Genomic DNA, 24409 nt, shown 5'->3' with positions numbered 1-24409 from the left:
TCTCCCCGTGGGATCACTTGCTAACCGGAGGGTCCTCCGGTTAGTGTGGAACTCGAACCGGAGGAACCTCCGTTTCAGTGTACGACAGGTTGGGGAAAGCAGATGACGGAGCGCATCACCACCCCGTTCGGCTTCGAGACCACCGCTCTCGAGGTCATCGACGGCGTCGACCTGTCCGGCCGCCGCGCCGTGGTCACCGGTGGGGCGTCGGGCATCGGCGTCGAGACCGTGCGGGCACTGGCCGCCGCCGGCGCCGAGGTCACCATCGCGGCCCGCAACGTCGAGGTGGGCGGGCGCGTGGCCGCGTCGCTCGCCGAGTCGACGGGCAACAAGAACGTCCTCGTGGCGCCGCTGGACCTCGCGGACCAGGAGTCGGTCAAGGCGTTCGCGCGGTCCTGGGACGGGCCGCTGCACCTGCTGGTCAACAACGCCGGCGTCATGGCCACGCCGCTGACCCGCACGCCGGAGGGCTGGGAGATCCAGTTCGCCACCAACCACTTCGGCCACTTCACGCTGACGCTCGGGCTGTTCGACGCGCTGCGGGCCGAGGGCGCACGCGTCGTGAACGTCAGCTCGGCCGGTCACCTCTCGAGCCCGGTGGTGTTCGAGGACATCCACTTCGAGCGCCGCGAGTACGACCGCTGGCAGGCCTACGGCCAGTCCAAGACCGCCAACATCCTGTTCGGTGTCGAGGCCGGGAAGCGCTGGGGCGCCGAGGGGATCACGATGAACGCGCTGATGCCGGGCGCGATCCTGACGAACCTGCAGCGGCACATCACGCCGGAGGAGCTGGAGGAACGGCGCCGGCTGCGCGGCGGCGACCGGCCGGTGCGGCTCAAGACGCCGGAGCAGGGCGCGGCCACCACGCTCGTGCTCGCCGTCTCGCCGCTGGTCGACGGGCGGTCGGGGCTTTACTTCGAAGACTGCAACCAGGCCTTGCCCGCCACCGGTTCGGCCGGGCTCGCCGCATACGCACACGACCCGGAGGCCGCCGCACAGCTGTGGAAGGTCTCCGAGGACACGCTCAACGTTGGGGAACAGTGATGAACACCAGGTTCGAGACCACCGCACTGGACGTCGTCGAGGGCGCTGACCTCTCCGGCCGCCGCGCGGTCGTGACCGTCGGGGCGTCGGGGATCGGTGTCGAGACCGTGCGCGCGCTGGCCGTCGCGGGCGCCGAGGTGACCATCGCGGCACGTGACCTCGATGCCGCGCAATGGGTGGCCGTGGAGCTGATGGTGGCCACCGGCAACAAGCGGATCTCAGCCGCACGGCTGGACCTCGCGTCCCAGCAGTCGGTGAAGGCGTTCGCGCGCGACTGGGACGGCCCGCTGCACCTGCTGGTCAACAACGCCGAGGTGCGGGCGACGCCGTTGACCCGCACCGCCGAGGGCTGGGAGCTGCAGTTCGCGACCAACCACCTCGGGCACTTCGCGCTCACGCTCGGGCTGTTCAACTCGTTGCGGGCCGACGGTGCGCGCGTGGTGAACGTCAGCTCGTCCGCGCACCTCAAGAGCGATGTCGTGTTCGACGACCTCCACTTCGAGCACCGCGAGTACGACCGCTGGCAGGCCTACGGCCAGTCCAAGACCGCGAACATCCTGTTCGCGATCGAGGCCGGCAAGCGGTGGGCCGCCGAGGGGATCACGACTACCGCCGTGCTGCCGGGCAGCTACCGCGGCCTGGCCCCGTACGCGCAGGACGAGGAGTCAGCGGCACTGCTGTGGAAGGTCTCCGAGGAGACCCTGGGCGTCTACGACCTGCAGGCCGCCCTGCGCTAGGCGTACGCCGTGACGGCGGTCCGGACCAGCGAGCTGATCAGCGGGTTCGGGTCGCCGTCCTGCCACGCCACGACGACGCGGCTCGGTGCCATGTCGGTGAGCGGCACGACGGCGAGCTCGGCCGGTGGGGTGTGTCCCAACGGGGTCATGCCGACGGTCCCGTTCCACAGCACGGCTTGCAGGCACTCCTGGACCGCGCGCACGACCGGGCCCTCACGGGGCTCGCCGCCGTGCCAGTAGCTCTGCCAGGCCGGGTCGGTGCCCTCGGGGAACCGGAACCAGCGGCGGTCCGCGAGGTCGGCGAGCCGCAGTTCCCCGTGCTGTGCCAGGGAATCGTCCGCGCGCAGCACCACGCCGACCGGGTCGCCGCGCAGCTCGTGGGTGCTCAGCCCGGTCAGGTCGAACGGCGCCCTGGTCAGCGCCACGTCCACGAGCCCGGCCCGCAGGCCGCAGGTCGGGTCGGTGAGGTCGGTCTCGCGGACCAGCACCTCGACGTCCGGGTGCTCGCGCCGGAACGCGGCCGCCAGCCGGGTCGCGCCCTGGTCGGAGCTGTCGGCGAGCACGCCGATCGTGAGGGTGGCCGCGCCCGCGACCCGGTCGCGCAGGCGGTCCGCCCGGTCCAGCAGGTCGCGCGCCCCGTGCAGGAGCAGGCGACCGGCCGGCGTGAGCGCGACGCCCGCGGGGGAGCGGTGCAGCAGCACGGCGCCCAGGTCGTGCTCCAGCTGCTTGATCGCCCGGCTCAGCGGCGGCTGGCTCAGGTGCAGTCTCGCGGCGGCGCGGCCGAAGTGGAGCTCCTCGGCGACGGCGACGAAGTACCGCAGGGTGCGCAGCTCCACGATCAGCGACGATACCGGCCCGGTATCGGGTGTGCGGAGCCGGTCTTGGACAGCGCGCGGTCCCGCGGGTGAGCTGGTGGTCATGGAGCTCATGGACCCGGTCGTCCGGGTGGAAGGCGCGGTCGAGATCGCCCGCGACCTGCTGGTGGTGCCCGGCGAACGCGTGCCGCTCGTGCCGAACATCGGTGTGATCGGCGGTTCCGCGGCGGTGCTCGTCGTGGACACCGGCTTGGGCGTGGAGAACGCCTCCGCCGTGCTGGCGTTCGCCCAGGAGGTGGCGCGCGGCCGCCGGATCTACCTGACCACGACGCACTTCCACCCGGAGCACGCGTTCGGCGCGCAGGTGTTCGCGGGGGAGGCCACGTACCTGGTGAACCGCGCGCAGGCCGCCGATCTGGACCGCAAGGGCGCCGGTTATCTGCAGATGTTCCGCGGGCTGAGCGACGTGGTCGCGCGCCGGCTGGAAGGCGTCGAGGTGCCGGTGCCGGACGTCGTGCACGACTCGTACGACCTGGACCTCGGTGGCCGGGTGGTGCGGCTGCGGGCCACGGGGCGCGGTCACACGCTGGGCGACCAGGTGGTCGAGGTGCCCGACGCCGGCGTCCTGTTCACCGGCGACCTCGCCGAGACCGGGCAGTTCGCGATCTTCCCGTGGTTCCCGCCGCACGACACCGACGTGTCCGGCCTGGGCTGGATCGACGTGCTGGACCGGCTGAGCGCGCTGCGGCCGTCCGTCGTGGTGCCCGGCCACGGCGATGTCGGCGGGCAGGAGGTGCTTGCGGACGTGCGGTCCTACCTGGTCGAACTGCGCGACGAGACGTGGCGGCGCCGTGGTTCCGAGCTGGTCGCGGAGGAGGTGCGGGAGCTGATGATCGCGCGGCACCCCGAGTGGGAGGGCCGCGAGTGGATCGAACCGGGCGTCGCGTGCCTGTGCGCCGAACATGCCGCCTAGAGGTCTGGACCATTTCGTGCTTGAATGACAGCGGGTCGCCGCCTGAACGCGAAAGGTGAGCGAATGTCCGCACGTTCGGTGTTGACAGCCCTGCTTCTGCTCATGACCGCCGTCCTGGTCCCGTCGACCGCTGCCCAGGCGGCCGACACGTGCGCCCTCAAACCCCGGCCGGCCGGAAAAGTGCTGCACGGCTACTGGGAGAACTGGGACGGTGCCTCGAACGGCGTGCACCCGCCGTTCGGCTGGACCCCGATCAACGACAGCCGGATCGCCCAGCACGGCTACAACGTGATCAACGCGGCCTTCCCGGTGATCCGCTCCGACGGCACGGTGCTGTGGGAGGACGGGATGGACGCGACGGTGAAGGTCGCGACGCCGGCCGAGATGTGCGCGGCGAAGGCCGCGGGCGCCACGATCCTGCTCTCGATCGGCGGCGCGACGGCCGGCATCGACCTGAGCTCGTCCGCCGTCGCGGACCGGTTCATCGCGACCGTCGTGCCGATCCTGAAGAAGTACAACTTCGACGGCATCGACATCGACGTCGAGACCGGTCTGGTGGGCAGCGGCAGCATCACCCAGCTGTCGCCGTCGCAGACCAACCTGATCCGGATCATCGACGGGGTGCTCGCGGCGATGCCCGCCGGGTTCGGCCTGACGATGGCGCCGGAGACGGCGTACGTGACCGGCGGCAGCGTCGTCTACGGCTCGATCTGGGGCGCGTACCTGCCGATCATCAAGAAGTACGCCGACAACGGCCGCCTGTGGTGGCTGAACATGCAGTACTACAACGGTTCGATGTACGGCTGCTCCGGTGACAGCTACTCCGCCGGCACCGTGCAGGGGTTCGTGGCGCAGACCCAGTGCCTCAACAAGGGGCTGGTCATCCAGGGCACCACGATCCGGGTGCCCTACGACAAGCAGGTCCCCGGCCTGCCCGCACAGCCCGGTGCCGGTGGCGGGTACATGTCGCCCTCGCTGGTGGGGCAGGCGTGGAACAGCTTCGGTGGCCAGCTCAAGGGCCTGATGACCTGGTCGATCAACTGGGACGGCTCGAAGGGCTGGACGTTCGGCGACAACGTGAAGCGCCTGCAGGGCCGGTAGCGCACCGCTGCTCGGGCCGGAGGCCTGCACCTCCGGCCCGAGCGGCGGTCACGACCGCGGGAGCACGCGCGACTCGTAGGGCTTCGGCTGGTACCGCGGGTCGAAGAAGCAGCCGGAGCCGTACGTCTCGTCGTTGCGGGGGCACCTGGCCGCGACGGAGAACGGGTTCGGCCGCAGCCCGGTCCGCTCCCAGCGCTCCAGCGACTGCACCGCCGAGGCGTACTCGGAGTCGCTGAGCGCGCTGTGCTCGGACTCGGTGGTGAACGTCTGCACGAGGTTCCACCACCGCCCGGCCTTGAGCACCTGCTGCTTGTAGGCCGACTCGTGCTCGACGAACGCCGTGGGATCGCCGATCGCGTGCAGCGAGAGCACCGGGATGTCGATCTTGCCGGTGAGGTCGCTGTCGTAGGCCAGTTCCGCGCGTGCCTGCGGGTCCGGCGAGAACCGCTCGACCCCGGCGTTGAGCGCGGCGTCGTCGTGCGAGCCCTGGTACCGCACGCCCGCGTTGCTCCACGGGTTCCGGCCGCCCAGCCGGTTGTGGACGATGTCGCGGAACGTGAACGTCGCGAAGTTCAGGTGCGAGTTCAAGGTGGACTCGGGGATCTTCGTGACGGCCAGGACGTCATTGAGCTTCTGCTGCTGTTCAGCCGTGCGGTTGCCCGCGGTGCCCAGGCACTCCTCGATCCGGCTCCGCAGCCCGGCCGTGGTCATCGTGGAGTCCTTGCGCAGCCCCATCCACAACGGGTACTGCGCCTCGGTGGGGCGCGGGTGGTTGCCGCAGTAGTACTGGTAGACCACCCGCAGGTCGACCCGGTAGTCGTAGCCCTTCGACCCGCCGGCCATGACCCCGCTGGTGAGCAGTGCAGCGTCGTAGCCCTTGTACAGCTCGATGGTCTTGGCCGCGACGTTGCCGCCCCACGACTGCCCGTGCAGGTACACCTTGCGCGGCTTCAGCGTCGAGCTGACCATCCTGCGCAGGTTGTCCGTGTCCTCGGCGGCCATCCGCGTGCCGTACCCGCCCCGCCGGTAGGACGTGCCGGCCCACGCGTAGCCCTCCTTCACCATGACGGCCCAGCGGTTCAGGTCGTCACGGGTGCGCTCGGGCGTGGGCTCGCCGAGGTCCGGACCGCCGTGCGAGTGCACGACCAGCGTCTTGTTCCAGTGCTTCGGCACGGCAACGGTGTAGTAGGCGCCGTTCGCGTCCCGGCCCTCGTAACAGCGGGTGTCGGCCGGGACGTTCGCCGGGCACGGCGCCGTGGGCGGCAGGTGCACGGGCGTCGTGACGCTCGCGGCGGTGAGAGCGAAAGCCAGCAGGACGTTCATGGCTGGGAATCGTGTGCCCACCGCCGGCTGTGGTCCAGTTCACCCGCACAAACTTGGGACTTCCCTGACGTTGCGGTCCGGCTACGCGCCGAGCTCCTCCCGGACGACCGCGACGAACCGGTCCACATCGGACTCGGTCGTGTCCCACGCCGTCATCCACCGCACCTCCCCGCGCGCCCGGTCCCAGTCGTAGAACCGCACCCGCTTGCGGATCCGGTCGGCGACCTCGACCGGCAACGTCACGAACAGCGCGTTCGCCGCCGTCTCCTGCGTGAACGCGAGCCCGGGAACCTCCTCCAGCGCCGCCCGCAGCCGTGCCGCCATCGCGTTCGCGTGCGCCGCCGACCGCACCCCGAGGTCGCCGTCGAACAGCGCGAGCAGCTGCGCGGACGCGAACCGCATCTTGCTCGGCAGCTGCATCATCAGCTTGCGCAGGTACCGCAGCCCGGTCGCCCGGCCGGGGTCGAGCACGACCACCGCCTCCGCGCCCAGCAACCCCGCCTTCGTGCCACCGAGGCTGATGACGTCCACGCCCGCGTCGGTGGTGAACTCGCGGAACGGCACCCCGAGCGCGGCGGCCGCGTTCCACAGCCGCGCGCCGTCCACGTGCACGGCCATGTCCCGCTCGTGCGCGTAGTCGCAGATCGCCCGCAGCTCATCGGGTGTGTAGAGGGTGCCCATCTCGGTGGTCTGCGAGACGCTCACGGCCAGCGGCTGCGCCCGGTGCTCGTTGCCCCAGCCCCACGCCTCCGCGGCGATCAGCTCCGGCGTGAGCTTGCCGTCCGGCGTGGGCACGGTCAGCACCTTGAGCCCGGTCATCCGCTCCGGCGCACCGCCCTCGTCGACGTTGATGTGCGCGGTGGCCGCCGAGACGACCGCACCCCACCGGGGCAGGAGGCTGGTGAGCGCCATGACGTTCGCACCGGTGCCGTTGAAGACCGGGAACGCCTCCGCGCGCTCCCCGAACCGTTCCCGCACGACCTCCTGCAACCGTGCCGTGTAGACGTCCTCGCCGTACGACACCTGGTGCCCGCCGTTCGCCGCGGCGATGGCGGCGAGCGCCTCCGGCAGCACCCCGGCGTAGTTGTCGCTGGCGAAGGCACGCCAGCCGGTGTCGTGCAACGGCTCGATCGTCATGCCCGCACGGTAGCTGCTCCGATTTCTGTCGCCGGCTCGGTCCAGGTCCTGGATGGACACACCGGGAAGGGGAGCCCGCGTGACCGGTTCGCGGCGCTGTACGCCTTCGAGAGCGGCTTCGACTGCTCGTTCACCCGCTTCCGCGCGGTCCGCGCACCTCATCGGGCTGACCGAGCTCACCGCCCTGCTGATGTTCGCCGCGGCCGGCGAGTTCCTGTCCGGTCTCGCTGAGGCCACGGTGCTGTTCCGGGCGGAGACGGGCGCGAACCTGTGGCCGGCCGACGCGGACGGCTGGCTGTCTGTGCTGTCCGTCGGCGGCGACGGCGCGCGCTTCGTCGCTGCACGCGACCTGACCGCGGTGGTGGAGGGCCTGCGCCCGGCCGAGAGCTGGTCGAACGGCTGGGGGAGGAGGCGGAGGAGTGGGACTGGGACTCCGGTGCGGACTTCGTGACGGAGGTGCCGCGGAACCCGGCGTTCACGGATCTCGCGGTGCTGGCGGCTGCCTTGGACTGAGCTCCTCAGAGCTCGTCGTCGGTCAGCAGCCGCGACCGGACCAGGAACCGCACCCCGAGCGGTGCCTCCAGCGAGAACCCGCTCCCGCGCCCCTTCACCACGTCGATCGTCAGGTGCGTGTGGCTCCAGTACTCGAACTGCGCCGCCGACATCCACACGGGAACGGAGAACGAGTCGGCATCCGAGTCCACGGCCAGGTCCCCGAGGTGCACGTCCGACGACCCGGTCCGGAACTCCCCTGCCGGGTAGCACATCGGCGCCGATCCGTCGCAGCAGCCGCCGGACTGGTGGAACATCAGCTCGCCGTGCGACGCCCGGAGGCGGCGGAGCAGGTCCGCCGCCTCCGAGGTCAGGTCGACCCGTGCCATCAGAAGAAGCCCTGGGCGTTCTGCGAGTAGCTGACCAGCAGGTTCTTCGTCTGCTGGTAGTGGTCGAGCATCACGCGGTGGTTCTCGCGGCCGATGCCGGACTGCTTGTAGCCGCCGAACGCGGCGTGCGCGGGGTAGGAGTGGTAGTTGTTCACCCACACGCGGCCGGCCTGGATGTCGCGGCCCGCGCGGTAGGCGATGGAGCCGTCGCGGGACCAGACACCGGCGCCGAGGCCGTAGAGGGTGTCGTTGGCGGTCTTCATGGCGTCGTCGTAGTCGGAGAACGACGTCACGGCGACGACCGGGCCGAAGATCTCCTCCTGGAAGACGCGCATCTTGTTGTCGCCCTCGAACACCGTCGGGGTGACGTAGTAGCCGCCGGAGAGCTCGCCGCCGAGGTCGGCCCGCTCACCACCGGTGAGGACGCGGGCGCCCTCCTGCTTGCCGATGTCGATGTAGGACAGGATCTTCTCCAGCTGGTCGTTGGAGGCCTGGGCGCCGATCATCGTGTCCGTGTCGAGGGGGTTGCCCTGCTTGATCGCCTTCGTCCGTTCGACGGCGTCGCCGAGGAAGTCCGAGTAGATCGAGTCCTGGATCAGCGCGCGGGACGGGCAGGTGCAGACCTCGCCCTGGTTCAGCGCGAACATCGTGAAGCCCTCAAGGGCCTTGTCGTAGAAGGCGTCGCGGGAGGCCGCCACGTCGGAGAAGAACACGTTGGGCGACTTGCCGCCGAGCTCCAGCGTCACCGGGATGATGTTCTCGCTGGCGTACTGCATGATCAGCCGGCCGGTGGTGGTCTCGCCGGTGAACGCGACCTTCGCGATGCGGCGGGAGGACGCGAGCGGTTTGCCGGCCTCGACGCCGAAGCCGTTCACGATGTTGAGGACACCGGGTGGCAGCAGGTCGGCGATGAGCTCCATCAGCACGTGGATGGACGCCGGGGTCTGCTCGGCCGGCTTGAGCACCACCGCGTTGCCCGCCGCGAGGGCCGGTGCGAGCTTCCAGGTGGCCATGAGCAGCGGGAAGTTCCACGGGATGATCTGCGCGACCACGCCCAGCGGCTCCTGGAAGTGGTAGGCGACCAGGTCCTCGTCGATCTGCGAGATGCCGCCCTCCTGGGCGCGGATCACGCCCGCGAAGTAGCGGAAGTGGTCCACGGCCAGCGGCAGGTCGGCGGCCAGCGTCTCGCGGACGGGCTTGCCGTTCTCCCACGACTCGGCCACGGCGAGCGCCTCGAGGTTGTCCTCCATGCGGTCCGCGATCTGGTTGAGCACCTGGGCGCGGGCGGAGGGGGAGGTCTTGCCCCACGCTCGGGCGGCGCCGTGGGCGGCGTCCAGCGCGCGTTCGACGTCCTCCGCGGTGCCGCGGGCGATCTCGGTGAAGTCCTCACCGGTCACCGGGGTCGGGTTGGCGAAGTACTCGCCCTTGGCGGGAGGGACGTACTCCCCGCCGATGAAGTGGTCGTACCGGTCGCGGTACGTCACCACGCTGCCGGGCTGGCCCGGGGCCGCGTACTTCGTCATCGTCTCGCCTCCCGCATCGTTGCGAACCGGTGACGACGCTAGGGAGGGCAACGTTTCATCGACGTTGCATCCGAAAGGAGTAGTCCGGACCGCGCGTGCGGCAGTCATCCTGGTGTGATGCAGCCTCGCGAAGTGGCGCGGCCGGTGATCGCTGAGTCGTGGCAGCGGTCCCTCGCGGCCAGCGTCGACCCCGACCGGCACGAGGCGCCGGTGGTGCTCGCACCGGACGAGGTCGCGCACCTGCGCGGGGACCACCCGCTGGCGGCTGCCCTGCCGGTGCTGCGGCACACCCTCGCGATGGACGAGACGATCATGATCGTCACCGACACCACGGGCACGATCCTGTGGTGCGAAGGCGACAACAAGACCCGGCACACCGCGGAGCGCGTCCACCTGACCGAGGGCTCGCGGTGGAGCGAGGACGCCATCGGCACGAACGCGATGGGCACGGCGCTCGCGACCGGCCGCCCGGTGACCGTGCACTCGAACGAGCACCTGGTGCGCCGGTGCCACACGTGGACGTGCGCGGCGAGCCCCATCCGCGACCCGCGCACCGGCACGTTGCTGGGCGTGGTCGACGTGAGCGGCCCGTTGAAGACGATGCACCCGGCCGTCGCGCCGCTGGTCTCCGCCGCCGCCCAGCTCGCGGAACACCACCTGCGGAGCCACCTGCGGCCGCGCAGGCCGGTGCTGGCGCTCACCTTCCTCGGCGGACTGGCCGCGACCCTCGACGGACGCCCGCTGTCGCTCACGCTGCGCAACGCCGAGGTGCTCACGGCGCTGGCGCTGCACCCGCGCGGCCTCACCGCGGAACAGCTGGCGTTGCAGCTCTACGGCGAGCGCGGCAACCCGACGACGGTCCGCGCCGAGCTGCACCGGTTGCGCGCCCAGCTCGGCACCGCGCTCCTGACCAGGCCCTACCGCCTCAACGTGGAGCTGAGCGGTGACTTCCTGGACGTGCGCGCCGCGTTGCGCGAGGGCCGGTCCGTCGCCGCCTACCCCGGTGAGCTGCTGGCCCGGTCGGACGCGCCGGTCGTGCGGGAGGAACGCGACGACCTGACCGCGGCGTTGCGCCGGCAGGTGATCGACGCCGGTGACGTCGACGCGCTGGTGTCGTTCGCGGACAACGTGGAGGACGCCGAGGTGCTGGAGCGGCTGCACGGGCTGCTGCCGGCCGCCGACCCGCGGCACGCGCTGGTCTCCTCACGGCTGCGCCGAGCGTTGGAATAGGCCTTCCCGCCGGGGGAGGACGACAACGTGAAGCAGTGCACCAACTGCATGACCAGGTTGCCGCGCAAGGAAATCGCTGACGTCGCCTGGTGCCTGCTGTGCACGGCCTGCCGTGGACCGGTTTCCGCTGGCTGACCAAGTCGCGCGGCACGTGGGACCGCGACGACGAGACCGGCGAGGTCGCGTTGCTGCGCAAGCGTTCGCGGCCCGACGAGGCGGGGCTGCTGTACCTGGTGCGCTACGGCAGGGTCCTCAAGTTCGGCCGCGGCCAAGCCGACCGGGTGCACGGACACGTCAAGCACGGCGCCATGCCCGTGCTGGTGCTGTCCGGCGGCGAGGACGTCACGGACCGCTTCGCTCCCGGCTGAGCGCCGTCAGTCGGTGCCGAAGTCCCGCCCGCGAACCGGGTGCGGCGACGTGTGCACGTACCGGCCGGAGGGCGTGAGCGAGCGCGCCGCCGGATGCGTCAGGCCGAGCACGGACGCGAACACCTCCCGCGCACCCAGCACGATCCGCTTGAGAGCGGCGGACTTGCGGGCGTGCAACGAGAACGCCTCGATGCGGTCGACCACCCGGACCTGCGGGAGCATGACCACGACGGCGTAGGACGCCGGGTCCGGCAGCTGCGGGCAGAGCCGCGCCGGGGTTCCGTTGTCGGACACGAAGTGCGGCAGCGCGGGCTGGGAGCGCTTCGGCTGCGAGGGCAGCGTGAGGGTGGTGCGCGCGGCTCGGCGTTCGGCCAGGGCGGCGCGGTGGGCGCGGGCCTGTTCCTTGAACGCGGCGCGCTCGTGGTCGAGGGTGAAGGCGCGGCGGTGCCGCTTCAGGGTCTGCAGCTCGGCGAGGTGTCGCGTCACGAGGCCAGTATGCGAAGGCGCGCAACCGTTATTCGCCGGGTGAATCCGGAGGTCCCGTGCCGCAGGCTGGGTACCCCGGCGCCGTGGACAACATCGTCGTGGTGGGGCAGATAGCGCGTGACCTGGTGCTCGTCGTCGACGAGGTGCCCGGTTCCGGTGGCACGAGCCAGGTGCGGCAGCGCCGGGAGATGCTCGGCGGCAAGGGTGCGAACATCGCCGTCGGCCTGGCCCAGCTCGGTGCGGCGGTCGAGCTGGTCGGCGTTGTCGGAGACGACGGCGTCGGTGAGAGGCTGGTCGCGCGGGCGGCTGCGGACGGCATCGGCACGGCGGGTGTGGTGCGGCGGGGCGTGTCGGCGTTGATCGTCGACCTCGTGGCGGACGGGTGGCGGTACCTGGAGGACCTGCGGGAGCCGGTGCGCGAGGACGACCTCCCGCTCGACGTGATCGCCGCGGCGAAGGCCGTCGTCGTCCAGCTACAGCTACCGCCCGAGGTGGCGCTCAAGGCGGCCCGGTCGGCACGCGGTGTCGTGGTGCTCGACGGTGCGCCGGAGGAGTTCCGCGACGAGCTGCTGGCCTGCGCGGACGTGCTGCGGGCCGATCACCGGGAGGCCGAGCTGCTGACCGGACGCAAGATCACCTCGACCGACGACGCCCTGGCGGCGGCCCGTTCGGTCGAAGGGCCGGGGCTCGTGGCGTTCGCGGTCAACGGCGAGGGCAACGTGTTCGTCTGGGACGGAGGCGAGCTGGTGCTGCCGTTGGGTGACGCGGAGGTGGTGGACACGACCGGAGGAGGAGACGCGTTCATCGCGGCGTTGACCTATGCGCTCACGAACGGTTCCACGCCGGAAGAAGCCGCACGGCTCGCGGTGAAGGCATCGGGCGACACGGTGACTCGCCCCGGCGGGCGACCGGATCTGGCCGGGTTGTGAGCGGTGGGAACGACGCGAGAATTGTCGGTGCGGCACGCTACCGTTGGCGTGGTCCGGTGAGGGGAGGTCTGCCGTGCGGTTCATCGCCGTTGTGCTGTTGTTGCTGCTGAGCGCCGCGCCGGCGCAGGCTGCCAGTGGCACGTACATCCGCATCGGGCACTTCTCGGTGGACCAGGCGCGGGTGGAGGTGAGCCTGGACGGCACGGCACTCGGCGGCTTCGACTACGCCGCGCTCGACGACTACCGGCGGGTCGCCCCCGGCGAGCACCTCGTCGAGTTCCGCACCGCGGACCCGAACGCGCCGGTGCTGCGCTCGGTGCTCGTGCAGGCCGCCGAGGGCAAGGCGTACACGGTGGTCGACCTGGCGAGCACGATGAAGGTCCTGGAGGACGACATCAGCCTGCCGGTCAACGGTCAGGCGCGGCTGCGCGTGATCAACGCCGGTGACGCCGAGATGGACGTCGTGCGGTCGGGCTCGTTCATCCACCGGGGCGTGCAGGCGAACAGCACGACCGGGTACGTCGTGCTCCTGCCCGACGACGACCCCTTGCAGGTGCTGCCGCGCGGCAAGGACTCGACCCAGCTCGACGTGACGACCGAACCCGGCGCGGTCTACTCGCTGCTGGTCAGCGCACGCCGCATCGAGCTGCGGACCGACGCGAAGAGCGCCGAGGTCGTGCCGAGCGGCGGCCAGGAGACCGGCTTCGGCGGCATGGCGGGCGGCTGGGACTGGCTGACCGCGCTCGTCATCGCGCTCGTCGTCGGCCTCGCCATGTACTCGGTGCGCGACCGCCTGTTCCGGTTCGGCTGATGGGCAAGGGCAAGCTGGTGATGGCCGCGGCGGTCGTGGTCACGCTCATCTACATCGTCAAGGGCCCCGGTGCGGGCCAGGCACCGGAGCCGGTGACGGTGCGCATCCCGGCGATCGGGGTGGAGACGAAGCTGCAGGCCCTCGCGGTCGACGGCGCGGGCGCACTCGAACCGCCGACCCGCGCGGACCAGGCCGGCTGGTACGCGAAGGGCGTCAAACCGGGCGACGCGGGCCCGGCGGTGATCGCGGGCCACGTCGACTCGAAGACCGGCCCTGGCGTGTTCTACCGATTACCGGAGCTGCAACCGGGCGCCGAGGTGCTGGTCGAACGCGAGGACGGCAGCGCGCTGACGTTCGTGGTGAACCGGTCGTACTCCACGCAGAAGGTGGAGTTCCCGACCGCGGGCGTGTACGGGCCGACACCGTTGTCGGAGCTGCGGCTGGTGACGTGCGGCGGTGAGTTCGACCGTGCGGCGGGCAGCTACCGCGACAACGTGATCGTGGAGGCGGTGCTGAAGGCCTGACCAGACCGTTGTGTGCGTGAGAGGTCACGCGCGTGTTCGCGTCCGTCTCGGTCTGGTGGGCGTGGTTCATGCCGACCAGTGCCGCGTGCGACGTGCCGCCAAGCGTCGGACAGCTACCGCGACGACGTCACCGTGGAAGCGGTGGTGAACGTCTGATCGGCCCACCGGGCGAGCAACCGGGAGTCGTGCGAGATCGCGAGCACGCCCGCGTCCGTCTCGGCCTGGTAGGCGCGGATCACGCCGACCAGCGCTGCGGTCGTCGAGGCGTCGAGCATCGTGGTCATCTCGTCGCAGATCAGGTACCGGGGCCGCAGGGCGAGCGCGCGGGCGAGGCAGGCGCGTTGCAGCTGGCCGTCGCTCACCTCGTGCGGGCGGCGGTCGAGCAGGTCCTCGGTGAGCATGACGAGGTCGGCGAGCTCGGCGACGCGGCCGGGGTTGTTGCCGAGCGGTTCGGCGATGGCCCTGCGCAAGGTGAAGCGCGGGTCGACGGACAGGCGCGGCTGCTGGAACAGCACACCGATCTTGGTGCGCTGCGGTGCCCGGAACCGGTAGCCCGTGACCGTGTCGCCGTCGATCTCCACGGTGCCCGCGAACGGCTTGTGCAGCAACGCGAGCACCCGCGCCACAGTGGACTTGCCGGACCCGCTCGGGCCGGCGAGCCCGATCGTCCGTCCGGAGGGGATGGTGAGGCTGAAGTCGGTGATCACCGGGTGCCGGTAGCCCGCGGTGATGCCGTGCGCGCTCAGCACGGGCGGTGGCACGCGACGGCGTGCGGGTCGTCGGTCAGCACGGGCCGTTCCTCGCAGATCGCCATGGCCTGCTCGCACCGAGGGGCGAACGCGCAACCGACCGGCAGGTCGGTCAGCAGCGGCGGCAGGCCGGGGATGGGTGTGAAGGCGCGGTCGGGCAGGGCGTCCGCCAGGCCGCGGCTGTAGGGGTGGCGCGCGTTGTCGAGCACGTCGTGGGCGGGTCCGAGCTCGACGATCCGCCCCGCGTACATCACCGCGATCCGGTCGGCGATCTTGTGCGCCGCCTCCAGGTCGTGGGTGATGAGCAGGACGGCGTGCCCGTCGTCGACCATGCGCCGGAACTCGTCGAGCAACCCGTCGACCAGGTCGCGGTCCAGGCCGGTGGTCGGTTCGTCGGCGATGAGCAGCCACGGGTCGCCGACCAGCGCCAACGCGTTCGCGACGCGCTGCGCCATGCCGCCGGACAGCTCGTGCGGGTAGCGGTCGAGGTGTTCGGGCAGCAGCCCGGCGCGTTCGGCGGCACTGGCAGCGTCGCCGCCGAGCGTGCGCGCGGCTTCTTCGAGCTGCGACCGCGCGGTGCGCACCGGCGTGAGGTGGCTGGCCGGGCTTTGCGGGATGAGCCCGATCTGCCGGCCGCGGACCTTCGTGGCCAGCTCGTGGTCCGTGGCCTGGAGCAGGTCGAGCTCGCCGAGCCGTGCCGCCCCGCGGGTCTGGGCGTTGCCCGGCAGGAACCCGAGCAGCGCGCTGGCCAGCACCGTCTTGCCACACCCGCTCTCCCCGACGAGCGCGACGCACTCGCCGGGCCGGATGGTCAGCGACACGTCGCTGACCGCGTCGACCGTCGCCCCCGGCAACGCGAACCGCACCGACAGCCGTTCGACCTCGAGGTTCACCACGTCAGCTCCGTGCGCCGCTTGGGGTTCAACCGGTCCCGCCACACCCCGCTGACACCCGACACGGCGAGCGTCGTGACGACGAGCAGCAACCCCGGCGCCAACGACATCCACCACCCGCCGACCAGCAGCGACCGCTGGGCGTCGTTGATCATGTTGCCGATGCTCGCCGCGTGCGGCGGCAGCCCGAGCCCGAGGAACGACAACGCCGTCTCGTGCCACACCGCGTGCGGCACCATGAGCGTGGTCGCGAGCAAGACCTGCGGCGCCACGTTCGGCAACAGGTGCCGCGTCAGCACCTTCGTCCTGCCGGCACCGCCGACGACGGCCGCGTCGATGAACGGCCGCGACTTCAACGACAGCACCTCCGACCGCACGATCCGCGCGGACGTGAGCCAGTGGGTGAGCGCGATCGAGATGATCACCGCGGTCAGGCTCGGCCGCAGCACGGCGACGATCACGATGCCCAGCAACAGGTGCGGCACCGACGCCATCGCGTCGACCAGCCGCATCAACACCCGGTCGACCCACCCGCCGACCGCCCCGGCCAGCGCACCCACCGCAGTGCCGACAACCGCCGAGATGGTCGCCGCGACAATGCCCACCGTCAGCGACACACGCAGCGCATAGATGCACCGCAGCAGCACGTCCCGCCCAAGCTCGTCGGTGCCGAACAGGTGCGCCGCCGACGGCGCCTGGTTGGCCACGGCGAGGTCGACGTACTGCTCGTTGAGGTCGACGACCAGCGGAACGACGATGGTCGCCAGCGCGACGACCACCAGCACGGTCGCTGCCGGAACCAGCCGCAGCCGAGGCGACCGCGGCGGTCCGGCAGCGGTGAGCCGCGCACGCGGTGCACTGCGCCAGGCCAGGTCAGCCATGGTCCGCTCCCGTCTCCGCCCGCCGTACGTCACCCGGACGGGTGGTCGTTGTCCTGATCCGCGCCTGGCTGCGTCTGGTTGATGTCCGGAAATACCCAACTCGTTCGCCCGCGAAGTGAGGAAGCGCGGATGGGGGCGGACCGCTGCCCAGTCGCCCCGGCACTGCCAGTCGGGTCGGGGCCGCCAGTCGGGGCGAGGGGCAGCCAGCCGCAGTCAGGAGTCCGTCAGCCATCGACCGCCACCCTCGGGTCGGCGAGCGCGTAGAGGACGTCGGCGAGGAGGTTCCCCACCAGCACCACAGCGGTGGCCATCACGGTCAGGGCACCGAGCAACGCGAAGTCCACGTTCAGCGCCGCCTCCACGGTGGCGCGCGCGATGCCCGGCCATGAGAACACCGTCTCCACCAGCAACGCCCCCGTGATCAGCTCGGGCAGCCGCGCCCCGAGCAGCGTCAGGAACGGCAGGAGCGAGGTGCGCAGCGCGTGCCCCGTGACCACCAGCCGGTCGGGCAGGCCGCGGGCCCGCGCGCCGATCACGTGGTCCTGGGTGAAGGACTCGAGGAGGTTCTGCCGCACGAACAGCACGAACCACGGCGCCTGCGAGATCGCCAGCACCGCCACCGGCAGCACCATGTGCACCGCGACCCCGCCGACGGTGACCGGCTCCGCCCCGCTCGTCACGCCGCCGCCGGGCAGCCAGCGCAGCTGCAGCGCGAACACGTACAGCACCGCCAGCCCCACCCAGAACACGGGCGCGGCCTCCAGCGCGTAGCAGCCGCCGGTGACCACGCGGTCCAGCCACGTGCCCTGCCGCCACGCCGCGGCCGTTCCCAGCAGCAGTCCGAGCAGCAGCGCCAGGGTGAAGCCGACCGACACGAGCAGCACCGTCCACCCGAGACGGTCGCCGATGACGGCGGACACGGATTGCTGCAGGGAGAGCGAGTCGCCGAGGTCGCCGACCACCGCGTGCCGCAGCCAGGCCCAGTACTGGGCCACCACGGGCTGGTCGACGCCCCAGTTCTCGCGCAGCTGGGCGACGCGTTCCGGGGAGGCGCCGATGATGCGGACGCCGAAGTAGCGCTCGACCGGGTCGAACGGGGAGGCCTTGGCGAGCACGAACAGCGCGAAGCTCACCACGAGCAGGACCGGGGCGGCGAAGGCCAAGCGGCGCAACGCCATCATGCCGAGGGCGCGCGACCTGGTCCGGGGACGACCCGAGAAGCGAGGACCGGTCGAGGAACGCGGACCAGCCGAAGAACGCGGACCAGCCAAAGAACGCCGCGCCGCCGGGGCTTGCGGGTGCGCGGCAGCCGCCAGTGAACCGAACCCGTCGCCGTCCTGCGGGGCGACGACGGCAGGGTTGCTGGCCGCCTGACCGCCGACGGCAGAAACCCCGGCCGCCTGACCGCCAACAATCCCCTCAGCGCCCTCCGGCTCACCACCCGAAGCCCGAGTCACGACTTCGGCGTCCAGCGCTCGAGGTTCCACCACACCGCGTGCACGAGCCCGTGGTCGTGCGGCTCGACCTGCGTTTCCTGCCCGTTCCACTTGTCCCGCACCACGTATGTGTGCTCCAGGAACACGAGGAACGCCCACCCCGGGTCGGCGACGTAGGCCTGCTGGAAGTCGGAGTAGGCCTGCTTGCGCACGGCCGGGTCGAGCGACCGGCGGGCCGTGTCGAGTGCGGTGTCCACTGTGGAGTTGCGGTAGTGGCTCATGTTCACGTAGCCGGGCTGGCCGGCGTAGCGGGAGTGCAGCAGGGTGTAGGCGGCTGTGTCGGGGTCGTAGGGGTCGCCGCCGCCCCAGATCGAGGCGGCTTCGCGTTGGCGTTGCAGCATGACGTCGAACGTGGTGGCTTCGGCGGGGGCGTCGATGCCGAGTTTGGCGATGTCGGAGGCGGCTGCCAGGGCGAGCTCTTTGCGCAGCACGTCGGGTGCGGGGTACAGGACGGGTAGGCGGGCTGGCTGGCCGTCCTTGGTGCGCTTGCCGTCGGGGCCTTGGCGCCAGCCTGCCTCGTCGAGCAGGCGGGCGGCTTCCGCTGTGTCGAACGGGAAGGTTGCCGACGGGTCGTGCCACGCGGAGAGGTGCGGGGAGACCGGGGTTGCGGCCGGGGTGCCGGAGCCGGCGAGAACGGTGTCGATCATGGCCTGGCGGTTGATGGCCAGGTTCAGGGCGCGGCGGACGCGGGGGTCGGAGGTGAAGGGGAGTTCCGAGGGCAGGCCGATGCCGCGGTAGTCGGCGGACGGGTTGCGCACCACGCGGTAGCCGGAGCGGTCGGTGTAGGAGCGGGCGAGTTTCGGGGGCAGGACGGTGCCGTCGAACTCGCCGGCGGCCATGCGGGTGGCGCGGGCGTTGTCGTCGGGGACGAACACCACGGTCACGGTCTTGATCGCGGGGGCGCCGGCCCAGTGCTGCTCGTTGGCCTTGAGAACCAGGCGGTCGCCCTTGCGCCACTCCGCCACCGCGTACGGGCCGGTGCCGACGGGGGCTGTGTTGAACGGCGCGGTGTTCACGTCGGCGCCGGCGAACTTCGCCGCGGGCACGATGCCCAGGGTCAGCTGCTGGGCGAACGGGGCGTAGGGGTAGGAGAGCGTGAACCGCACGGTCGCCGGGTCGACGGCCACGACGTCGGCGACGGCGTCGAAGCGGGAGGCGATCGTGGAGTTCACCTTCTTGTCCAGCACGGACTTGTACGTGAACACGACGTCCGAGGCGGTCAGCGGAGTGCCGTCGGAGAACGTGACACCGGTGCGCAGCTTCGCCGTCCACGTGAGGCCGTCGGCCGACGCGGTGGGCAGCTCGGCGGCCAGTGCGGGGACCAGCTTCAGCGCGGCGTCGCGGGCGACCAGGCCGTCGAAGACCTTCGCGGCACCGTCGGGGGCGTAGCCGAGCACCGGGTTCAGGTTCTCCGGTTCGCTGCCGGCGCCGATCACGATGGACGTCGCCGAGCCGGTCACCGCGCCGTCCGGTGACGTGCACGCCGTCGCCGCCAGTGCGGCGGTCAGCAGTGCGAGGACCGTTCGGCGCATGCAGTTCCTCCCGGGGTGTCCGTGTTGCCGGGTGCAGCTAACAGCAATGAAGTTGCAACAGGCAATAGTTGGCAACACCACACCAAGATCGACGGGGAGGACGCTTGCACGCCGGAGAAGGGCGGACGCGCTAGGTTCGGAGCAGTTGGGGGGAGAGGTCGTGCTCAAGATCGCAGTCCGGGTGTTCGCCGTCGTCGCGGTGATCAGCGGTGTGCTGCTGGCCGTGACGGCACTGGTGCCAGGTGTGGGAACGGTGCTCGTCAACGCCGGCCTGCTGGGGGTGCTGGCCGGTCCGGTGGCGCTCGGGACCTACGCGGGCGGCCTGCTGCCCAGGCCCGCCGGGGTGCGGGTCCTCACCGGGATCGGCGTGGCGTTCATCGCGTTCAGCATCACGAACAACTTCGCGCAGGTGGTGTCGCTGGCGACGGAGCCGGGGTCGTCGCGCGACCACCTCGAACACGGCGTCTTCGCCGTGCTGTGGCTGCTCCTCGGGCTGTTCCTGGTCTGGGACGCGAAGCGGCTCAGTGCGACTCCCTGCTGACCTCCGACCCGCTGGACCCCAGCAGGAAGTCCAGGTCGGCACCGGTGTCGGCGCCGAGCACGTGGTCGACGTAGAGCCGTTCCCAGCCACGCCGGGGAGCCGCGAACGCGGCGGTCATCCGCGGGCTCGGCGTGCGGTCGAGGAAGTCCGGTGCCTCCACGTCGATGCGCCGGTTCGCCACGTCGAGCACGATCACGTCACCGGTGCGCACCAGGCCGAGCGGCCCGCCTGCCGCGGCCTCGGGGGCCACGTGCAGGACGACCGTGCCGTAGGCGGTGCCGCTCATGCGGCCGTCGCAGATCCGCACCATGTCGCGGACGCCCTGCTCCAGCAGCTTTTTGGGCAACGGCATGTTCGACACCTCCGGCATGCCGGGGTAGCCGCGCGGGCCGCAGCCGCGCAGCACCAGCACGGAGCCGGCGTCCACGTCGAGGTCCGGGTCGTCGATGCGGGCGTGGAAGTCCTCGATGCTGTCGAACACCACGGCCCTTCCCCTGTGCCGCAACAGCTCCGGTGACGCGGCCGCCGGTTTCACCAGCGCGCCCTGCGGGGCGAGGTTGCCGCGCAGCACGGCGATGCCGCCCTCGGCGATGATCGGCTGCGCGCGGCTGCGGATCACCTCGGGGTCCCAGATCGGGGCGTCGTCGAGGTGGTCGACGAGCGGCCGGCCGGTCACGGTCACACCGGCCGGGTCGAGCAGGTCGCGGACCTCGCGCAGCACCGCGAGCAGGCCGCCCGCGCGGTGGAAGTCCTCCATCAGGAACCGGCCGGCGGGCTGGAGGTCCACCAGCAGCGGCACCCCGGAGCCGATGCGGTCGAAGTCGTCGAGCACCAGGTCGACGCCGAGGCGGCCTGCGATGGCGAGCAGGTGGACCACGGCGTTGGTCGAGCCGCCGATCGCCGCGAGCGCCACGATCGCGTTGTGGAACGACGCCTTCGACAGGAACGTGCTGGGGCGCCGGTCCTCCGCCACGAGCTGAACGGCGAGGCGGCCGGTGCCGTGGGAGGCCTCCAGCAGCCTGCTGTCCGGTGCCGGGGTGCCCGCCACACCGGGGACCACGGTGCCGAGCGCCTCCGCCACCAGCGCCATGGTCGAGGCGGTGCCCATGGTGTTGCAGTGGCCGCGGCTGCGGATCATCGCCGACTCGGAGCGGAGGAACTGCTCCTGCGACAACGTGCCCGCGCGCACCTCCTCCGACAGCCGCCACACGTCCGTGCCGCACCCCAGCGGCACCCCGCGGAACGTGCCCGTCAGCATCGGGCCACCGGGCACCACCACGGCCGGGATGTCGACGGACGCGGCGGCCATCAGCAGCGCGGGGATCGTCTTGTCGCAGCCGCCGAGCAGCACCACGCCGTCGACCGGGTTGGCGCGCAGCATCTCCTCGGCCGCCATCGCGGCCATGTTGCGCCACAGCATCGCGGTGGGGCGGACGTTGGTTTCGCCGAGCGACACCACCGGCAGGTTCAACGGGATGCCACCGGCTTCGTACACGCCGTTCGACACCGCGGCGGCGACCTCGCCGAGGTGCGCGTTGCACGGCGTGAGGTCGGAGGCGGTGTTGGCGATGGCGATCTGCGGACGTGAGAACGCGTCGTCGGGGGTGCCGCGGCGCATCCAGGCGCGGTGGATGTAGGCGTTGCGGTCCTGCCCTGCGTACCAGTGCGCGCTGCGGAGGGTCACCCTCCTGTCGTACGGGGCGCAGGCGGTGGCGCGCAAGCCCTGGCGTTCGCGCGGTTGCCTTGCCGCAGAACGGGGTACTCGGCCCCTGCGTCAAGCAGTCGGCGCTGTTGCCCCGTTGGTACGAGAGGCGGTGACGGCATGATGACGCCGGCGTTGGACTACGCGCTCCGCGTCACGCGGGAGCTCGGCCTCAGCGGAGAGTCCTCCTGTGTGGACAGCGAGAAGCCGTTGAGGCTCTACATCGCGGTGGAGGGGCGGCTGCCCGGCCACCCCGACCACGAGGTGGCGCTGCTGTGGACCGAGTGCCACGGCTGGGCCATCGCGGTCGAGAGACCCGACACGGCCGAGGTGACCGTCGTCGAGCACCTCGGGGGAGCGGTGGAGCCGCCACCGCGCACGGTGGCCAGGTGGGTGCGGCGCGTGCTCGCCCGCGCCGACCGGCAGACGGCGGCCACCGAGACGCACACCCACCCCGGACAGGTCGCCTGACCTGCACCGAGACTGACCTGAACGAGACTGGCCTGCAACGACGAACTCGCCCCAGGGCTCCGTCAAGAGCTCTGGGGCGAGTCGCGTGTCGGGGTCAGCTCACCGCGACGGGTTCCTGCGCCTTCTTCGCGGCCGGCAAGTCGTCGAGCGCGGTGCCCTCGACGTCGAGCTCCGGCAGCCAGCGCAGCCACTTCGGCAGCCACCAGGCCCGCTCGCCGAGCAGGGCCAGCGCGGCGGGCACCAGCACCATGCGGACCACGAACGCGTCCACGAAGATGCCGACCGCCAGCGCGAAGGCGATGGACTTCACGGTGGGCTCGCCGGCGGGCACGAAGCCCGCGAACACCGAGAACATGATCAGCGCGGCGGCCACGACGACCGGTGCGGCCTGGCGGAAGCCGGTGGTGATGGCCTCGATCGGCTTCGCGCCGCGGTGGTGCGCCTCGTGCATCCGCGACACCAGGAAGATCTGGTAGTCCATGGCGAGCCCGAACAGGATGCCGATCACCAGGATCGGCGTGAGGCTGATCAACGGGCCGGTGCCGTCGAGGTTGACCGCGCCGGACAGCCAGCCCCACTGGAACACCGCCACCGTGGCGCCGAGGGAGGCGCCGATGGTCAGCAGGAAGCCGAGCACGCCCACCAGCGGCACGAGCAGCGAGCGGAACACCAGCACCAGCAGCACCAGCGCGAGGCCCACGACGACGGCCAGGTAGATCGGCAGCGCGCGGTCCAGCGAGGTGGCCACGTCGACGCTCACGGCGGTGGCACCGGTGACGTAGGCCTTGCCGCCGTCCAGGTCGGACAGCTCGGTGCGCAGGTCGGCGACGAGCTGTTCGGTCTCCGCGGTGTCCGGGCCGGACTTCGGGATGACGGTGACCATGGCGGACCCGCCGTCGGCGCTGGGCTGGGCCGGCGTCACCAGTGCGACGTCGGACAGCTTCGAGAGCGGCTCGGCGGCCTTGGTCGCGGTCGCTGCGGCGTTGTCGCCCTCGACGAGCACGATGATCGGGCCGTTGAAGCCCTCGCCGAACCCGCGGGCCAGCAGCTGGTCGGCGCGTTCCTGGGTGGAACCGGCCGGCGGCCGCTGGATGAGCGTGGTGTCCATGGACGCGACCGGGATCGAGACGACGCCGAGCGCGACGACCGAGAGCAGCAGCGCGGTGACGCGGCGCTTGGTGACCAGGCCGCCCCAGCCGCGGATGACACCGCGGTCCTTCGGCTCGACCGGCTCGGCCTCGGACGCGGAGCGCTCCTTGCGGGTCAGCACGCGGCGGCCGAGCATGCTCAGCACCGCGGGCACCAGCGTGATGGCGATCAGCACGGCGACGACGATCGTGGCGGCGGCCGCGACACCCATCTGCGTGAGGAACGGGATGCCCGCGATCACCAGGCCGACCAGCGCGATCACCACGGTGAGACCGGCGGTGACGACGGCGGACCCGGCGGTGCCGACCGCGGTGGCGACGGCGTGGCCGACGTCGGCACCCCGGCGCAGCTCCTGCCGGTAGCGGTTGATGATGAACAACGCGTAGTCGATGCCGACCGCGAGACCCAGCATCGAGGCGAGGATCGGCGTGGTCGACTGCAGGTCCATGAACCCGGTGGCGATGGTGATGCCGAGCGTGCCGATGCCGACGCCGATGCCCGCGCTGAGCAGGTTCATGCCGGCGGTCACCAGCGAGCCGTAGGTCAGCGCCAGCACGACCAGGGCGAGCACGACACCGATGGCCTCGGTCGGGCCGCCGACGTGCGGCGTCTCCTGCATCGCGGTGCCGCCGACCTCGATCGTGAGGCCCTGCGCCCGCGCCTTGTCGACGGCGCCGAGCAACGCGGTCCGCTGGTCAGCGGTGACCTCGCCGGGCTTCACGTCGTAGGTGACGGTGCTGTAGCCGGTGTCGACGTCCTTGTTGACGCTCGGCCGGGCCGGGTCCAGCGGGTTCGTCGCGGACGTGACGCCGTCGAGCTTGCCCAGGTCTCCGACCAGCTCGGTCACGGCCTGGGCGTGCGCGGGCAGCTTGTCCTGCGCGTGCACGACGACGCGGGCCTGCGCGGTCTCGCCGGTGCCGAACTTCTGCTGGATGCGCTCCAGCGCCGTCGTCGACTCCTGGCCGGGGATGGACATCGCGTTGGACGTCTCACCGCCGAGCGTGAACGCGCCGACACCGGACCCGACCAGCACGAGCAGCCAGATGAGGACGACCGGGAGGCGGTGCCGGTGGGCACCGAGTCCGAGCCGGTAGAGCAGTTTCGCCATGGTGT

General features: G+C 71.4%; 25 protein-coding genes. 12 read left to right on the top strand and 13 right to left on the bottom strand.

Annotated features, from left to right (window positions below):
* Window positions 1–102: 102 nt before the first annotated feature.
* Both ACZ7CD_RS19465 and ACZ7CD_RS19460 read left to right on the top strand, forming a co-directional pair.
* On the top strand, window positions 103–1044 hold the full coding sequence (locus ACZ7CD_RS19465; RefSeq protein WP_470379415.1) for an SDR family NAD(P)-dependent oxidoreductase: 942 nt from the start codon (window positions 103–105) through the stop codon (window positions 1042–1044).
* Window positions 1044–1781, top strand: coding sequence for an SDR family NAD(P)-dependent oxidoreductase (locus tag ACZ7CD_RS19460; RefSeq protein ID WP_470379414.1), 738 nt, complete (start codon window positions 1044–1046; stop codon window positions 1779–1781). The genes ACZ7CD_RS19465 and ACZ7CD_RS19460 overlap by 1 nt, the downstream gene beginning before the upstream one ends.
* Here the strand turns inward: ACZ7CD_RS19460 and ACZ7CD_RS19455 are convergent.
* Window positions 1778–2617 (bottom strand): LysR family transcriptional regulator, encoded by an 840-nt coding sequence (locus ACZ7CD_RS19455; RefSeq protein ID WP_360401218.1) that lies wholly within the window; start codon window positions 2615–2617, stop codon window positions 1778–1780. The genes ACZ7CD_RS19460 and ACZ7CD_RS19455 overlap by 4 nt on opposite strands.
* Window positions 2618–2699: 82 nt before the next feature.
* On the opposite strand from ACZ7CD_RS19455, the gene ACZ7CD_RS19450 reads away from it, so the two are divergent.
* A complete protein-coding gene (locus ACZ7CD_RS19450) occupies window positions 2700–3569 on the top strand; it encodes an MBL fold metallo-hydrolase (protein ID WP_470379413.1) in 870 nt (289 codons plus the stop codon).
* 102 nt (window positions 3570–3671) lie between these two features.
* Window positions 3672–4670: a chitinase gene (locus tag ACZ7CD_RS19445; RefSeq protein WP_458434376.1), complete on the top strand. Its 999-nt coding sequence runs from the start codon at window positions 3672–3674 to the stop codon at window positions 4668–4670.
* A 48-nt stretch (window positions 4671–4718) separates the two neighbouring features.
* Here ACZ7CD_RS19445 and ACZ7CD_RS19440 read toward each other — a convergent pair whose 3' ends face one another.
* Together ACZ7CD_RS19440 and ACZ7CD_RS19435 are read right to left on the bottom strand one after the other, a co-directional pair.
* Complete coding sequence (locus tag ACZ7CD_RS19440; protein ID WP_360401227.1) at window positions 4719–5993, bottom strand: alpha/beta hydrolase; 1275 nt, start codon at window positions 5991–5993, stop codon at window positions 4719–4721.
* A gap of 81 nt (window positions 5994–6074) precedes the next feature.
* The gene (locus ACZ7CD_RS19435; RefSeq protein WP_470379412.1) at window positions 6075–7130 is read right to left on the bottom strand and encodes a threonine aldolase family protein; all 1056 of its coding nucleotides are present in this window, start codon (window positions 7128–7130) and stop codon (window positions 6075–6077) included.
* A gap of 79 nt (window positions 7131–7209) precedes the next feature.
* On the opposite strand from ACZ7CD_RS19435, the gene ACZ7CD_RS19430 reads away from it, so the two are divergent.
* Window positions 7210–7581, top strand: coding sequence for a hypothetical protein (locus tag ACZ7CD_RS19430; protein WP_458431657.1), 372 nt, complete (start codon window positions 7210–7212; stop codon window positions 7579–7581).
* Window positions 7582–7648: 67 nt separating this feature from the next.
* Here the strand turns inward: ACZ7CD_RS19430 and ACZ7CD_RS19425 are convergent, their stop codons facing one another.
* Together ACZ7CD_RS19425 and exaC are read right to left on the bottom strand one after the other, a co-directional pair.
* Entirely contained in the window at window positions 7649–8011 is a 363-nt protein-coding gene (locus tag ACZ7CD_RS19425; protein ID WP_360401236.1) for a DUF779 domain-containing protein, read from the bottom strand.
* Complete coding sequence (gene exaC / locus ACZ7CD_RS19420; protein WP_360401239.1) at window positions 8011–9534, bottom strand: acetaldehyde dehydrogenase ExaC; 1524 nt, start codon at window positions 9532–9534, stop codon at window positions 8011–8013. The genes ACZ7CD_RS19425 and exaC overlap by 1 nt, the downstream gene beginning before the upstream one ends.
* Before the next feature lie 117 nt (window positions 9535–9651).
* Between exaC and ACZ7CD_RS19415 the strand changes: the two genes are divergently transcribed.
* Together ACZ7CD_RS19415 and ACZ7CD_RS19410 are read left to right on the top strand one after the other, a co-directional pair.
* The gene (locus ACZ7CD_RS19415; protein WP_360401242.1) at window positions 9652–10764 is read left to right on the top strand and encodes a GAF domain-containing protein; all 1113 of its coding nucleotides are present in this window, start codon (window positions 9652–9654) and stop codon (window positions 10762–10764) included.
* A gap of 89 nt (window positions 10765–10853) precedes the next feature.
* Window positions 10854–11132, top strand: a complete 279-nt coding sequence (locus tag ACZ7CD_RS19410) for a hypothetical protein (protein ID WP_470370319.1) — start codon at window positions 10854–10856, stop codon at window positions 11130–11132.
* A 6-nt stretch (window positions 11133–11138) separates the two neighbouring features.
* On the opposite strand, the gene ACZ7CD_RS19405 is transcribed toward ACZ7CD_RS19410, so the two are convergent.
* Window positions 11139–11618, bottom strand: coding sequence for a hypothetical protein (locus tag ACZ7CD_RS19405; protein WP_470379411.1), 480 nt, complete (start codon window positions 11616–11618; stop codon window positions 11139–11141).
* 56 nt (window positions 11619–11674) lie between these two features.
* Here ACZ7CD_RS19405 and ACZ7CD_RS19400 point away from each other — a divergent pair, with 56 nt between their 5' ends.
* The 3 genes from ACZ7CD_RS19400 to ACZ7CD_RS19390 all read left to right on the top strand — a co-directional run bounded on the left by ACZ7CD_RS19400 (window position 11675) and on the right by ACZ7CD_RS19390 (window position 13882).
* Complete coding sequence (locus ACZ7CD_RS19400) at window positions 11675–12547, top strand: PfkB family carbohydrate kinase (protein ID WP_470379410.1); 873 nt, start codon at window positions 11675–11677, stop codon at window positions 12545–12547.
* A gap of 73 nt (window positions 12548–12620) precedes the next feature.
* The gene (locus ACZ7CD_RS19395; protein ID WP_360401254.1) at window positions 12621–13358 is read left to right on the top strand and encodes a DUF4397 domain-containing protein; all 738 of its coding nucleotides are present in this window, start codon (window positions 12621–12623) and stop codon (window positions 13356–13358) included.
* Window positions 13358–13882: a class F sortase gene (locus ACZ7CD_RS19390; protein ID WP_470379409.1), complete on the top strand. Its 525-nt coding sequence runs from the start codon at window positions 13358–13360 to the stop codon at window positions 13880–13882. The genes ACZ7CD_RS19395 and ACZ7CD_RS19390 overlap by 1 nt, the downstream gene beginning before the upstream one ends.
* Before the next feature lie 113 nt (window positions 13883–13995).
* Here the strand turns inward: ACZ7CD_RS19390 and ACZ7CD_RS19385 are convergent, their stop codons facing one another.
* The 5 genes from ACZ7CD_RS19385 to ACZ7CD_RS19365 form a co-directional block, all read right to left on the bottom strand.
* Entirely contained in the window at window positions 13996–14643 is a 648-nt protein-coding gene (locus ACZ7CD_RS19385) for an ABC transporter ATP-binding protein (RefSeq protein WP_470379408.1), read from the bottom strand.
* Complete coding sequence (locus ACZ7CD_RS19380; protein WP_360401263.1) at window positions 14625–15527, bottom strand: ABC transporter ATP-binding protein; 903 nt, start codon at window positions 15525–15527, stop codon at window positions 14625–14627. The genes ACZ7CD_RS19385 and ACZ7CD_RS19380 overlap by 19 nt, the downstream gene beginning before the upstream one ends.
* Complete coding sequence (locus ACZ7CD_RS19375; RefSeq protein ID WP_470370324.1) at window positions 15521–16405, bottom strand: ABC transporter permease; 885 nt, start codon at window positions 16403–16405, stop codon at window positions 15521–15523. The genes ACZ7CD_RS19380 and ACZ7CD_RS19375 overlap by 7 nt, the downstream gene beginning before the upstream one ends.
* A 224-nt stretch (window positions 16406–16629) precedes the next feature.
* Window positions 16630–17583, bottom strand: a complete 954-nt coding sequence (locus tag ACZ7CD_RS19370; RefSeq protein WP_470379407.1) for an ABC transporter permease — start codon at window positions 17581–17583, stop codon at window positions 16630–16632.
* Between the two features lie 275 nt (window positions 17584–17858).
* Window positions 17859–19433 carry an ABC transporter substrate-binding protein gene (locus ACZ7CD_RS19365; RefSeq protein ID WP_360401271.1) on the bottom strand — a complete coding sequence of 525 codons (1575 nt, stop codon included), beginning with the start codon at window positions 19431–19433 and terminating at the stop codon, window positions 17859–17861.
* 160 nt (window positions 19434–19593) lie between these two features.
* Between ACZ7CD_RS19365 and ACZ7CD_RS19360 the strand changes: the two genes are divergently transcribed.
* Entirely contained in the window at window positions 19594–19974 is a 381-nt protein-coding gene (locus ACZ7CD_RS19360; RefSeq protein ID WP_470379406.1) for a hypothetical protein, read from the top strand.
* On the opposite strand, the gene ACZ7CD_RS19355 is transcribed toward ACZ7CD_RS19360, so the two are convergent.
* A complete protein-coding gene (locus ACZ7CD_RS19355; protein ID WP_470370326.1) occupies window positions 19955–21658 on the bottom strand; it encodes an IlvD/Edd family dehydratase in 1704 nt (567 codons plus the stop codon). The two genes, ACZ7CD_RS19360 and ACZ7CD_RS19355, sit on opposite strands and share 20 nt — an antisense overlap.
* A 141-nt stretch (window positions 21659–21799) precedes the next feature.
* Here ACZ7CD_RS19355 and ACZ7CD_RS19350 point away from each other — a divergent pair, with 141 nt between their 5' ends.
* Complete coding sequence (locus ACZ7CD_RS19350) at window positions 21800–22147, top strand: DUF6292 family protein (RefSeq protein WP_470379405.1); 348 nt, start codon at window positions 21800–21802, stop codon at window positions 22145–22147.
* 94 nt (window positions 22148–22241) lie between these two features.
* Here ACZ7CD_RS19350 and ACZ7CD_RS19345 read toward each other — a convergent pair whose 3' ends face one another.
* Window positions 22242–24404 (bottom strand): MMPL family transporter, encoded by a 2163-nt coding sequence (locus ACZ7CD_RS19345; RefSeq protein ID WP_458431669.1) that lies wholly within the window; start codon window positions 24402–24404, stop codon window positions 22242–22244.
* Window positions 24405–24409: the final 5 nt, after the last annotated feature.

Source organism: Lentzea sp. NPDC036949, from assembly GCF_055608075.1.
Note: the sequence above shows the minus strand (reverse complement) of the source record. Positions and strands in the feature narration are given on the sequence as shown.